Source organism: uncultured Exiguobacterium sp., from assembly GCF_964277885.1.
In the GTDB taxonomy this organism is placed as follows: domain Bacteria; phylum Bacillota; class Bacilli; order Exiguobacteriales; family Exiguobacteriaceae; genus Exiguobacterium_A.
Genome location: NZ_CAXYJR010000005.1, coordinates 278761 through 291866 on the forward strand (window position 1 = coordinate 278761; position 13106 = coordinate 291866).

At 48.1% G+C, this 13106-nt stretch carries 9 protein-coding genes; 6 read left to right on the forward strand and 3 right to left on the reverse strand.

Annotated features, from left to right (window positions below; all coding sequences use genetic code 11):
• Positions 1-51 precede the first annotated feature (51 nt).
• The 6 genes from ACHWTJ_RS03140 (at position 52) to rlmD (ending at position 7160) form a co-directional block, all read left to right on the forward strand.
• Positions 52-1269: an Nramp family divalent metal transporter gene (locus ACHWTJ_RS03140; RefSeq protein WP_394679096.1), complete on the forward strand. Its 1218-nt coding sequence runs from the start codon at positions 52-54 to the stop codon at positions 1267-1269.
• A gap of 200 nt (positions 1270-1469) precedes the next feature.
• Positions 1470-1760: an Asp-tRNA(Asn)/Glu-tRNA(Gln) amidotransferase subunit GatC gene (gene gatC / locus ACHWTJ_RS03145; protein WP_023469336.1), complete on the forward strand. Its 291-nt coding sequence runs from the start codon at positions 1470-1472 to the stop codon at positions 1758-1760.
• 15 nt (positions 1761-1775) lie between these two features.
• Positions 1776-3218, forward strand: coding sequence for an Asp-tRNA(Asn)/Glu-tRNA(Gln) amidotransferase subunit GatA (gene gatA / locus ACHWTJ_RS03150; protein ID WP_294744938.1), 1443 nt, complete (start codon positions 1776-1778; stop codon positions 3216-3218).
• Positions 3219-3232: 14 nt separating this feature from the next.
• Positions 3233-4666, forward strand: a complete 1434-nt coding sequence (gene gatB / locus ACHWTJ_RS03155) for an Asp-tRNA(Asn)/Glu-tRNA(Gln) amidotransferase subunit GatB (protein WP_294749538.1) — start codon at positions 3233-3235, stop codon at positions 4664-4666.
• 147 nt (positions 4667-4813) lie between these two features.
• Positions 4814-5776 (forward strand): diacylglycerol kinase, encoded by a 963-nt coding sequence (locus ACHWTJ_RS03160; RefSeq protein WP_294743956.1) that lies wholly within the window; start codon positions 4814-4816, stop codon positions 5774-5776.
• A gap of 25 nt (positions 5777-5801) precedes the next feature.
• Positions 5802-7160: a 23S rRNA (uracil(1939)-C(5))-methyltransferase RlmD gene (rlmD, locus tag ACHWTJ_RS03165; protein WP_035396153.1), complete on the forward strand. Its 1359-nt coding sequence runs from the start codon at positions 5802-5804 to the stop codon at positions 7158-7160.
• Between the two features lie 119 nt (positions 7161-7279).
• On the opposite strand, the gene ACHWTJ_RS03170 is transcribed toward rlmD, so the two are convergent.
• The 3 genes from ACHWTJ_RS03170 to ACHWTJ_RS03180 form a co-directional block, all read right to left on the reverse strand.
• Positions 7280-9421: a bifunctional glycosyltransferase family 2 protein/CDP-glycerol:glycerophosphate glycerophosphotransferase gene (locus tag ACHWTJ_RS03170; RefSeq protein ID WP_294743954.1), complete on the reverse strand. Its 2142-nt coding sequence runs from the start codon at positions 9419-9421 to the stop codon at positions 7280-7282.
• 101 nt (positions 9422-9522) lie between these two features.
• Positions 9523-10683, reverse strand: a complete 1161-nt coding sequence (locus tag ACHWTJ_RS03175; RefSeq protein WP_294743952.1) for a helix-turn-helix domain-containing protein — start codon at positions 10681-10683, stop codon at positions 9523-9525.
• A 118-nt stretch (positions 10684-10801) separates the two neighbouring features.
• Positions 10802-13075 (reverse strand): methyl-accepting chemotaxis protein, encoded by a 2274-nt coding sequence (locus ACHWTJ_RS03180; protein WP_294743950.1) that lies wholly within the window; start codon positions 13073-13075, stop codon positions 10802-10804.
• Between the last annotated feature and the right edge of the window lie 31 nt (positions 13076-13106).

Sequence of the window (13106 nt, forward strand, 5' to 3'; positions counted from 1 at the left end):
CACTTGCGCAAAATGAGCGTATAATAAAAAACAAAAAGTGAGGTGAACGAGATGGCGACACAGCCACTTACACAAGATTTACTAAGAAAACGAACATATATCGGACCGGCGTTCGTTGCTGCCGTCGCGTACCTCGATCCGGGAAACTTTGCGACAAACATGACGGCAGGTGCCCAGTATGGCTACCTGTTGCTCTGGATCATCGTTGCCTCGAACTTGATGGCCGTCGTCATTCAGTTCCTATCAGCCAAACTTGGAATCGTCAGCAATCTTAGTTTAGCGGAAGTGATCCGGGAAGAGTTATCGCCGGTCTCTCGCTTCTTCTACTGGGTACAAGCGGAGCTCGTCGCGATGGCAACCGATCTCGCGGAGTTCGTTGGAGCCGCACTCGGATTTCATTTACTATTTGCGATCGATTTACGGATGGCGGCATTGTTGACGGCAGTCTTGTCGTTCGTCATCCTTGGATTCGAGCAAAAGGGACTCCGGCATTTCGAAGCCGTCATCGCGGTACTCGTCTTAATCATCGCCGCTGCGTTTGCGATTGAAGTATTCGAAGTCCATCCGGTCTTCCGTGATCTATCGGCAGGATTGCTACCGGGATTCGAAGGTACGTCGAGCATCGTCCTTGCTGCCGGGATGCTTGGAGCGACCGTCATGCCGCATGCGATCTATCTTCATTCCGATTTAACGAAACGACGGATGGGGCATGTCGCGAACAAGATGCCGTTGCTACGGATCCAACGCTTCGATATTTGGGGTGCGATGTTGATTGCCGGAGCAGTCAACGGAGCGATGCTCGTCATCGCGGCCAGTGTCTTTTACGGCACGAAGTATCAAGCGGGTTCGCTTGAAGAAATTTATGAAGGACTACATGTCACGCTCGGTGGCATCGCACCGTATCTGTTTGCGATTGCCTTACTCGTCTCAGGTCTCGCTTCATCAAGCGTCGGGACGATGTCGGGGGACGCGATCATGCGGGGATTCCTCCATCTCCAACTGCCGTTGTTCGTTCGACGGACCGTGACGATGCTGCCGGCAATCCTGTTGCTATTCTCCGGTTTTGATCCGACACGGGCACTTGTCCTGAGTCAGGTTGCCTTATCGTTCGGGATTCCGTTTGCGTTGATTCCCTTGATTCGGGCAACAGCAAGTGAGCGGTACATGGGAGAACATCGGAATAGTCGGTTCATGAACGCGTTGGCCTGGATCATTGTCTCGATCGTCATCGTCTTCAATGTCTATCTGCTCGTCGATGTCTTAGTGTGAATATTCAGTATTTTTGTTTCGTCTGATTTAAACCGGGTATTTCATAACTAGAAGCTTTCCGCCCGGAAGCTTTGCTACCCCTATAAAGACGATGGTGCGGACCTCCCCCCGATGCACCATCGTCTTTTTTGTCTGGACGAAAAGTGCTATGATTAGAAATAGTGTAAAATATATCGCAAAAGTTCCGGAGGTGGAATGACATGGCAAAGATTAATGAGGAGCAAGTCCGCCACGTGGCGCATTTGGCACGCCTTGCCGTGACAGATGAAGAAGTAGCACAATTCACAGGACAACTCGAGAAGATTCTCGGGTTCGCCGAACAATTAAATGAACTCGATACGACAGGCGTCGAACCGACGACTCATGTCCTCGATTTAAAGAACGTCCTACGTAAGGACGAAGTACGTCCATCACTTCCGCGTACGGAAGTAGAACGACTCGCACCCGATTGGGAAGACGGACAAGTCCGCGTCCCAGCGGTGTTCGAATAAGGAGGAAATGACCCGATGTCACTTTTTGAACATGGTGTCAAAACACTACACACACTCATTCAGGATGGCGAAGTCAAAGTTTCTGAACTCGTCCAAGAATCCTTTGATCAAATCGACCGTGTCGATGGAAAAATCGGTGCGTTTCTCTCATTGAATGAAGAAGCATTCGAACAAGCGAAACGAATGGATGATGTCGCGAAACACGAAGCGAATCCATTGTTTGGTCTTCCAATCGGCGTCAAGGATAACATCGTCACGAAAGGGATGACGACGACATGTGGTTCGAAATTCCTCGAGAACTTCGTACCAGCACATGACGCGACGGTCGTCGAGCGTCTGCACGAAGCAGGGGCGATCACGATCGGAAAATTGAACATGGATGAGTTCGCGATGGGTTCTTCAAACGAGAACTCAGCGTACAAACCAGTCCGCAACCCATGGAATACGCAACATGTTCCAGGTGGTTCTTCGGGTGGTTCAGCAGCAGCTGTCGCAGCAGGCGAAGTCTTGTTCAGCCTTGGTTCGGATACAGGTGGTTCGATTCGCCAACCGGCTGCCTATTGTGGTGTCGTCGGCTTGAAACCGACATATGGTCTCGTCTCACGCTTCGGTCTCGTTGCGTTCGCGTCGTCGCTTGACCAAATCGGTCCGTTAACACGGACAGTCGAAGACAATGCCTATCTCTTGAGCGCAATCGCAGGACACTGTGAGATGGATTCGACGTCTGCGAACGTCGCGGCAACGGATTACACACAAGCGTTGACAGGCGATATCAAAGGACTGAAGATCGCTGTTCCGAAAGAATACTTCGGTGAGGGTGTCAGTGAAGGCGTCAAAGCCAACATCCGGGAAGCAATCCAAAAACTCGAAGCACTCGGTGCGACAGTCGATGAGGTCTCACTCCCGAACTCGAAATATGCGCTTGCGACGTACTACTTACTCGCTTCATCAGAAGCATCTTCGAACCTCGCGCGCTTTGACGGTATTCGTTACGGGGTCCGTGCCGAAGCGGACGCACTCGAGGATGTCTTCAAGTATTCTCGCTCGCAAGGATTCGGAGACGAAGTCAAACGCCGGATCATGCTCGGAACGTACGCGCTCAGCTCAGGTTACTACGATGCCTACTATAAAAAAGCACAACAAGCTCGGACGTTGATCAAAAAAGACTTCGACGATGTCCTCGCGAACTACGACGTCATCATCGGACCAACAGCACCGACACCAGCATTCGAACTCGGTGCACAGCTCGATGATCCGGTCACGATGTATGCGAATGACATCTTGACGATTCCAATCAACTTAGCAGGTGTCCCAGCCATCTCGGTTCCAGCTGGATTCGTCGACGGTCTTCCGGTCGGCTTACAAATCATTGGAAAACATTTCGATGAGGCGACGATCTATCGCGCTGCGCATGCGTTTGAGCTTGCGACAGGTGGATTCGCGCTTCCGAAGTTATAAGGAGCGAATGTATCATGAACTTTGAAACGATCATCGGGATCGAGGTCCACGCCGAACTGAGCACGAACACGAAGATGTTCTGTGGTTGTGCGCGGGAGTACGGCGCGGAGACGAACACGAAAACGTGTCCGATTTGTCTTGGACACCCGGGTGTCTTACCGAAAGTCAACGAAAAAGCCGTTGAGCTCGCTGTGCGTGCAGCAATGGCACTCAACTGCCAAGTGGCCGATCAAACGAAATTCGACCGGAAGAACTACTTCTATCCAGATACGCCAAAAGCGTATCAAATCTCACAGTTCGATCAACCGATCGGCTTCGATGGCTACATTGATGCGGAAGTCGATGGCGAAACGAAACGTTTCCGCATCGAACGTGTCCACCTAGAAGAAGATGCTGGTAAGATGAACCACACGGGTGCGAATCACTCAGTCGTCGACTTCAATCGGACAGGTGCACCGCTGATTGAGATCGTCAGTGAAGCGGACATGCGTTCACCGAAAGATGCGGTCGCCTACCTCGAACGTCTCAAGGAAGTCTTGCAATATGCAGGCGTCTCGGACGTTAAGATGGAAGAAGGATCACTTCGTTGTGACTGTAATATCTCCGTTCGTCCATACGGTCAAGAGAAATTCGGTACGAAAACAGAACTTAAAAACTTGAACTCGTTCGGAAACGTTTTAAAAGGTCTTGAGTTCGAAGAGGATCGTCACCGCAAACTATTGCTTGCAGGTGGTGTGATGCGTCAAGAAACACTCCGTTTCGATGAGACGAAAAAACAAACCGTCCTCATGCGTGTCAAAGAAGGGGCGTCGGATTACCGTTACTTCCCAGAGCCTGACCTCGTCAAGCTCGTGCTGGATCATGAGTGGAAAGAAGAGATTCGTGCCGGTATTCCGGAACTTCCAGATGCCCGCCGCGTGCGTTACCAAAAAGAACTCGGTCTTTCAGCGTATGATGCGAAACAACTGACGGTCACACGTGAAATGGCAGAGTACTTCGAGGCGACACTCGAAGCAGGCGCAGAGCCGAAAGCAGCAGCTAACTGGACGATCGGTGAAATCCAAGGTCACTTGAATAAATCGACGGAAACGTTCGAAACAGTCAAGATGACACCAGCTCGTCTGGCAGAGATGATCGACTTGATTGCAAGCGGCACGATTTCTTCGAAAATCGCCAAACAAGTCTTCACGGCCGTCATCGAAGAAGGTGTTGAGCCACGTGCATACGTCGAAGCAAACGGTCTTGCACAAATTTCGGATGAAGGATTATTACGTGGTCTGATTGTCGAGATGTTCGAAGCGAACCCCGCCGTCGTCGAGGAATTACTCGGTGGACGTGACCGAAAAAAAGGCTTCGTCATCGGTCAAATCATGAAGAAAACAAAAGGAATGGCGAACCCTGCTCTCCTTGATCAACTCTTCTACGAAGAGCTTGAAAAATTAAAATAAGTACTTGATTGAGCAGCGTCCGTTCCTCCTTTACTTCTGCGAGGAAACGGGCGCTGTCTTTTTTGGCTTTGTAATGTCTCGAAAGTTCATGTAAAATAAAACAGTTATGTATCAAATGAACGGTTGAGTCAAAAAGGAGAAAATCTTATGAGACCTAGAGCGCGCGTGATTTATAACCCGACTTCCGGGAAAGAGATGGTTAAACGAAATTTACCGTATATCCTCGACCGACTCGAAGCAGCGGGTTATGAGACATCTGTCTACTCGACGAAAGCGGTCGGCGATGCGACGTATGAAGCAGCACGAGCATGCGAAGCAGACTTTGACCTTGTCGTCGCTGCAGGCGGCGATGGTACGTTGAACGAAGTGATCAGCGGTATGGCAGCTTATAGCAAGCGTCCGAAGCTTGGTGTACTACCAGTTGGAACGACGAATGACTTTGGTCGGGCGATGCGTATTCCATTGACGATCGAAGGGGCGATGGATGTCATTTGCACAGGACATACGATGCCGGTCGATATCGGTAAGATTGAGGGATCGGCAGGCGTTCATTACTTCATCAACATCGCTGGTGGTGGCATCATGACAGAACTGTCGTACGAAGTGCCTTCGAAGCTGAAGACGGCACTCGGACAGCTCGCGTACTACGTCAAAGGGATGGAGAAACTTCCGCAAATCCGACCGACATATGTCGAACTGGAGCATGAAAAGGGTATATTCAAAGGAGAAGTCATGCTGTTCTTGACATCCAATACGAACTCCGTCGGCGGATTCGAGAAGTTGTCACCGAACGCGTCACTTAATGACGGTCGGTTTGATCTCTTTATTCTGAAGAAATGTAACCTCGTCGAATTGATTCGTGTCATGCGTCTTGCCTTGAAAGGGGATCATTTCTCGGACCCTTGCATCGAGCATGTCACGACCTCATTCGTCCGCATGAAGAATACATCAGAGATGAGTTTGAACATCGATGGTGAATTTGGCGGCATTTGCGAAGGCGAGATGACGAATCTTCGCTCTCATTTCGAAGTCATGACACCAAAGTTCCGGATCGAAGAGATGGAACAGATTAATACACAACTACAAGAAGCAGAAATGAACCTCGCGTGAAGCGAGGTTTTTAAGGAGGATATTCATGATTCCAGTACAAAAGAACGATGAACACGTCGTCGAGATCGTCGACCTGACACATGAAGGATCAGGGGTCGCGCGCATTGATGGTTATACGGTCTTCATCCCGGGCGCATTACCGACGGAGCAGGTCAAGATCAAGATCACGAAAACGACGAAGTCTTACGGATTCGGTCGCATCATCCGTCAAAAGACGAAGAGTGTCGATCGTGTCGAGCCGCCTTGTCCGGTTTACAACCAGTGTGGCGGTTGCCAATTGCAGCACTTGTCATACGATGCAGAACTCAAGTTCAAGCACAATCGTGTCCGTGACGCTTTCGCGCGCCTAGCAGGTCTTGAAATTCCCGTCCATGAGACGATCGGGATGGAAGATCCATGGGGTTACCGCAACAAAGCACAAGTACCAGTTGCCTTCCAATCGAACAAATTGATGGCTGGCTTCTATCAAAAACGGAGTCACCGGATCATCGATATGGATTACTGCTTGATCCAAAACAAAGAAAACGACGAAGCCGTCCAAGCGGTTCGTAAAGTCCTCGCTGACTTAAAAGTCCCAGCGTACGACGAGAAGAAAAAAGCAGGTGTCATCCGTCATATCATGGCACGTCATGGGTATCACACGAACGAGTTGATGGTCGTGCTCGTCACGAAGGTCAAACAACTTCGCGGGATCGATAAGATCGTTGAAGGGATCTTAAAGGCGTTACCAAACGTCACGTCGATCCAGCACAACATCAACCCGGATGATACGAATGTCATCCTCGGGAAAAAGAACGTCGTCTTGTACGGACCGTCTGTCATCCGCGATCAGATCGCTGGATTGACATATGAGATCTCACCGCATTCGTTCTTCCAAGTCAACCCGCTGCAAACAGAGAAACTCTACGCGAAAGCGCTCGAGTACGCTCAGTTGACAGGTGATGAGACAGTCGTCGATGCCTACTGTGGGATCGGTTCGATTTCCTTGTCACTCGCAAAACAAGCGAAGCACGTCTACGGCATTGAGATCGTACCGCAAGCGATCGATGATGCACGCCGGAACGCACAAGCGAACGGGATCGAGAACGTGACGTTCGAGTACGGTGCAGCTGAGAAGGTCATGCCGGATCTCGTTAAAGCCGGTATCCAGCCGGACGTCATCGTCGTCGATCCACCCCGTAAAGGCTGTGACGAAGAATTCTTACGTGCTGCTGCGGATGTCGCACCGAAGCGGATCGTCTACGTCTCATGTAATGCGTCGACACAAGCGCGTGACGCGAAGCTGTTGACAGAACTCGGTTATACACTCGTCGAAGTGACACCGGTCGATATGTTCCCGCATACGACACACGTCGAGAGCGTTGCCTTGTTCGTCCGTAACTAAATCGTTCATGCCTCTTTCCATTAAGGAAGGAGGCTTTTTTGTCTTTACGTTTAGTAATCGATCGGTAGGAATAAAAAAATGAGAAGCGGCCTTTCAGCCGTTTCTCATGTTAATAACTATCATTCCGTATCTGTTGTTTCGTCGTCAATCGTTGAGTGTGTTGTGTTCGGAAACAATTCAGCAAGAACGCGTTCACTTGCCGTACCGTCATCCAAGCTACAGAACCGTTCGAGGAAGCGATCATACTTTTCTTGATAAGCGACGGACTTCGTATCGATTTGTTCGATATAATCGATGACTTGATTTGTTTCCTTCAGAAGTGGTCCAGGAACGACTTCTTCGAAATCAAAATAGAATCCACGTAGTGTCGACGCATATTTCTCTAAATCATATGTGAAGAAAATCATCGGACGCTGCAGGTGCGCATAGTCGAAGAATACAGAAGAGTAGTCCGTGATCAAGATGTCACTAATCAGATAGAGTTCTGCGATATCACCATACGAGGAAACATCATAGGCGAATCCTTCATGACCACTAATATCCATGTTTTGTGCGATCAAGTAGTGCATTCGTAAAAGGACGACATACTCGTCACCGAGGCGTGCTTGCATCTCATTTAAATTCAATTGCAAGTCGAATCGGTATTTTCCGCGTGCAATGAACTCGTCATCCCGCCATGTCGGTGCATAGAGAACGATCTTTTTATCCGCTGGGATATTCAGTTTTGTCTTGATCTCGCTGATCAAGCCTGCTTGATTATCCGCGTACAAGAGATCATTTCGAGGATAACCCGTTTCAAGCATCGTATTTTGGAAACCGAATGCACTCTTGAAGATTTCGCTTGAGTATGCGTTTGGCGAAATCAGGTAGTTCCATTCTTGCGCTTGGTTATAGAAATTCTTCTTATAACGGATGGCATTCGTTCCGGCCATGTGCACGTCTTCCATATCAAGACCGAGTCGTTTTAATGGCGTACCGTGCCATGTTTGAAGATAAATAGTCTCTTCGCGCTTCTTTAAGCTAAGTGGCTGACGTGTGTTAAAGATCCAATATTTCGCGCGAGCCATATACTGATAATACGTAAAGCTGTTTCGAAGCACCCAGTTCGGACAGGCTTCCTTGACGTCGTCTGAAGGTTCTTGAGCGAAAATCCAAACGAGTTCGAGTTCCGGATGTTTTTCTTGTAGATGAAGATAAAGCGCCTTCGGATTGTCAGAGTAACTCCGCCCTAAGAAACTCTCGAAGAGGACGAGGTTGTCTTTGATCGGCATCTTCTGGAATAGTCGATACAGCATAAGACCATTTTTAATTTTTTTACGACGAGCCGTGCGTAAGGTACGTTTCGTCTTCACTGCCGTGATGTAAAACTTGAACATCGCGTAAGAACCCGTTGACCAAGCTTTCAGATATTTACTCTTTATCGGCATTCGTTTTAGATCGTATGCGACGTGATTGAAGACTTCTGCCTGTTGTGTATTCGAGGCACTCCGTTCAAGTAGAGTCCGTCCACGTTTTGAGATGAATCGTTTATACCATGTGTTCAGGAATTTTTGGACTTCTTCATCTTTTGTTTCTGCCGATAACATGCCATAGATGCGGGAGATGTCTGAAAGTGTCGTGATATCACGCAGTTGGAATAAGGATTGACCATCGAGTGGTGTACTTCTTGAATTCCGTCCATACACGATATAGTTGACAGACGTGATGTTCGTCAACTGCGAGATGACCGTGTGTGCAATGATCGTATCCGCGTACCATGTCGTTTCTAGAGTCGGAAGCGTCTGAAGAAGTTCCTTTTTGATCATCCATCCATGAATCGTCGTCAGATGACGTGAATTAAACTTCGTACGTGAGTAAAAGAAGTAGCGATCGTCATCGATCGGCATCAACCATTTCTTCTTATTGTAGACAGGGGAAATCTTACCGATGATGACTTCTCCACGAGACTTCTCGTATGCCTTGATATATGTGTAAAGCGCACGGGGAGCAAGAATATCATCACTATCTAAAAAGATGACATAGTCTCCGGAAGCAGCTTGAACACCATTGCGTCGAGCCGCATATACGCCTTGATGTGACTGTTCGATGATGGTACATGTCGGGTAGGATGACCGGATTTCATCGATATAAGAGCTTGGTCCATCAAAAACGACGACGACTTCCACGGGAACCGACACGTGTTGGTCGAGAACAGATTGAATCGCTGCTTTTGCTTGCGATTCGGTTTGATAGACTGGAATGATGACGCTAATTGAATTCATGTTGACTCTCCTTTTGATGAAAGAATCGAAAAATATTCGATTCGGCAAAATAGTATTCTGTTGAATAGGATATCATAAATCTGAAAAACGTAGCAGTGTTCCTAAAAATCTGTCTTTTGTCTGTAATGAGTAGGTGTCTCGCCCGTGATTTGTTTAAAAGCCTGACTGAAGTGACTCTGACTGGAAAAGTGTAGTCGGTTTGAGATTGTCAACAAGGAATCGTCCGAAGACCGCAGTAGTCTTTTCGCTTCTCGAATCCGCTCTCGAATGACATACCGTGCAAGCGGTAACCCCGTTTCATCCTTGAATAAAACGGATAAATAGTTGGAAGATACATGAATCGCTTGACTAATGGATGAGACGGATAATGGATCATAGAGATGCTGCTGAATGTATCGAATGGCGGCTAGGACGTGTGGCGAATGACGCAAAGCCTGTATTTCTTTGACGGCTTCCGCGAAAGATACCGTAATCCGAACGTGACGATTTCGCAATTCTGAAATACTCGTCGCAGCTTCGATCGTCTCGATCATCCGATCACTAAGTGAAAAGGCTTCGTCTGGTTCGAGTCCTCCACGAATAGCGGCACGCGCGCTCAGAAGAACCGTTCCTAAGAGCAGATTCTTTTCTGCTCGGAGTGGTTGGTGACGTGCGAGTGTTCCGAACTCACCGTATGCGGGAAGAGAATAGGTCGTCGCCAACCGTTCGCTCTGTCCGGATGAAATCCAGTCGATGATTTGTTGCTCGCGTTGCCAAGCTTTTCGATAGGCGGTCACACCTGTGTGTGAAGGAGCTTCAGACACTAAAGGAATTTCCTCTTCCTGTATGTCTGAAACATGATCGATGTCACGAGAAGACAATCCTTCACCATGTAGAAGGCGATAGAGCAGATGGGCACAGTCAATCAGACGATTTTCCGTCGTTCGAGGTAGAACTTTATAAAATTGATGATAGGTTTCATCTTGAATATGAGCACGAAAAAGTGCTGACTGTAAGAGAACGGGACCAATCCGGTACATGCCTTGGGCAGGAACGTCTACAAACAGATAGGCAGTTCCGTCTTTTAAGGTATGGAGTAGAGGTCGATGATTTTTTAAAGTTGGCCACGTATCTTCAATCAATAGATTAGCCGGATGCTTAGGTGCAGAAGGACGTAACTCGACTGAGACATGCTCTTGATCTTGATAGGAAATAAAAAAACCAGTCATCCCAAACAAATGTTCCGCGATTTGTGTCAAGTCTGAGGGGCTTAAGGGATTCATGAAGCGACTCCTTTCGAATGATACATCGATTGTATCTAGTGTATGTGCTCGACAATCGATAGTCGAGTAGGGAATGAAAAAATCCGAAGTCTTTCTTCAAGACTTCGGATCGATAGACTTATGGATTCGTAGTAGACGGAGAGGATTCAGGTGTTGGTTCCTCCTCGTGCTCCGTCTCGACTTCAGGATTGTTCGTTTCGATATCGTGTTCCATCAACTCGGTGCTGGCGGCTTCCGCGTAGGCATCGTCAGAAGAATGGCTAGTGTCGTGTTCTGATGAAATGACGTCTTCTTGTTCTTCGATCGAATGTTCTTCAGATACGGTTTCATCTAACTGGAATTCTAATGTGAGCGCATGGAGATCACCTGCGATATGAGCGAGGTGAGCCGCTGCCGTCGTCACGGATTCAAGTGTCGCGTTCGTTTCTTGAATACTTGCAGCACTTGTCTCAAGACCAGCTGCATTCTCCTCCGTCAAAGCAAGAATGGTTCCCATGGCATCGGACACTTCTTCCGTAGCAAGTGTCAGCGCCTCGATGTCACCAGTCAATACTTCTGTTCGATTTGAGACATGATGTACGGATCCTGCGATACGCTCGAAGTCATCTCCTGTCGTTTTGACAGACTCAAGAGACAGCTTCAAATCACTCATGACATGGTGCATCGCACTCATGGCAGTATGTGTTTCTTGTTGAATATTATCGAGGAGCTGCTTGATTTGTTTAGCGGATTCGTCGCTCTCCTCGGCCAGTTTTCTTACCTCACTCGCGACGACAGCGAATCCGCGCCCTTGTTCACCGACACGTGCGGCTTCGATTGCTGCGTTGAGGGCAAGTAAATTCGTCTGACTCGAGATGGCTTGTAACGTTCCGAGGATCTTTCCAATCTCATCAGAACGTTTGCCCAAGAAATCAGAAGTGTTCTCGATTTCTTTTTCCAATGAGTCCGAATGATTCAATAGATCAGAAATCGTCTGTTTCGTTACATTACTCCCTCGTGTCGCCGCGGAAGCGACAGAAGCGACTTCAGAAAGAGTCGTGGACGCGACCTGCTGCATTGCTGTAGAACGTTCCTTGACACCGTACACTGCATGGGAAGAACGTTCGGCTTGTTTCGTTTGGGTTTCACCAGCAGCAGCGATTTCTTCCATCGTCTGTCCGATATGACGTGAAGCCTTTTGTACATGAGTAGCGTTGGTTGAGAGCTCTTCTGACGCATCGCGAACCGTCGTAGCAGATGTAGTCATCGCTAGAATCGTTTGTCGCAAGCGCGCGCGCATCGCATCGAAGTTCGTACTGAGGTCCGTTAATTCATCCCGGATGAATCGTTTAGGACGATGCTGTGTTCGCAAATCACCTGATGCAATCGCTAATGCTTCACGACGGAGCATCGACAGCGGGCGATTGATCGAACGCCCGATTAACCAAGCGATCAATGTCGCGAGGGCGATCGCAACGACGAAATTAATCAACGACTGATTGAGCATGGCTTCTTTAGGCGCATACAAGGAAGCATAATCCAGTACGACGGCTAGCTTGAATCCTGTTTTCGAAGAAGTTTGCCAAATGACGACCGATTTTTTTCCGGCGACCTCCATGATCTTCGTACCGGATTCTTGCTCTAACATGGATTTCGGAGCGGAGAAGTATGCTTTTCCATCTTCGCGTAGTTGATTGATTTTTTTGAAGAAATAATTTCGATTTGGGTGCGTGACGACCTTACCGTCTTGTGTGTAGCTGAAAACGAATCCTTTTTGTCCGATTTCAATCCGTTTCATGTCTTCAGCCAGACGATTGATGCTTTTATAAACAGACAATACACCTTTGATGTTCGCTTGAGCATCCAGTGTCGCTTTAGAGAAACCGATAATGGATAATTTCGTCGCGCTATCATAGTAGGGCTCGCTCATGGCGACAGTGCTTGAATTCTCCAGCGCTTGTTTGTACCAGATCTCTTTTCGAGGATCGTATCCAGGTGCGACGTCTTGTTTGGGCCAGTTAAGATAGCCGCCTTTCGTATCAGCGTATTGGATAAATGAATTTTCGATTTTTGAGGAGCCATATTTCTCAAGGACGTTGTAGATATCTGTCGCTTTTTGAGAAGGAGCCTCTGAAGCATTGGGTTGTTTGGTTGTATCTATGTAATTCGGTAGGATACCGTCTTCACGGTTGGAAGGGAGTCCGGCAAGGAGTGTCGTATCTTTTTTAGTATCATCGATGATGCGGGAAAACGATTGTTCGAGTTGTTTTAAAGCAGTTTGAGATGTAGAGTCGACCAGTTGATCGACAGTTCGGCTTGTTTGGTCATACGAAAACCAAGTGGAGACACCGAGAGTAAGAGCGGGCAACAAAATAAGCCCGATGAACAAACGACGAGTGATCGGGAGGCGCATTATGAATTCTCCTATCCTAAATAGTCTTTAA

What these genes read in the sequence shown, in the direction of transcription:
- ACHWTJ_RS03140 (WP_394679096.1), top strand. Translation starts at nt 52, where the DNA reads ATGGCGACACAGCCACTTACACAAGATTTACTAAGAAAACGAACATAT.
- gatC (WP_023469336.1), top strand. Translation starts at nt 1,470, where the DNA reads ATGGCAAAGATTAATGAGGAGCAAGTCCGCCACGTGGCGCATTTGGCA.
- gatA (WP_294744938.1), top strand. Translation starts at nt 1,776, where the DNA reads ATGTCACTTTTTGAACATGGTGTCAAAACACTACACACACTCATTCAG.
- gatB (WP_294749538.1), top strand. Translation starts at nt 3,233, where the DNA reads ATGAACTTTGAAACGATCATCGGGATCGAGGTCCACGCCGAACTGAGC.
- ACHWTJ_RS03160 (WP_294743956.1), top strand. Translation starts at nt 4,814, where the DNA reads ATGAGACCTAGAGCGCGCGTGATTTATAACCCGACTTCCGGGAAAGAG.
- rlmD (WP_035396153.1), top strand. Translation starts at nt 5,802, where the DNA reads ATGATTCCAGTACAAAAGAACGATGAACACGTCGTCGAGATCGTCGAC.
- ACHWTJ_RS03170 (WP_294743954.1), bottom strand. Translation starts at nt 9,421, where the DNA reads ATGAATTCAATTAGCGTCATCATTCCAGTCTATCAAACCGAATCGCAA.
- ACHWTJ_RS03175 (WP_294743952.1), bottom strand. Translation starts at nt 10,683, where the DNA reads ATGAATCCCTTAAGCCCCTCAGACTTGACACAAATCGCGGAACATTTG.
- ACHWTJ_RS03180 (WP_294743950.1), bottom strand. Translation starts at nt 13,075, where the DNA reads ATGCGCCTCCCGATCACTCGTCGTTTGTTCATCGGGCTTATTTTGTTG.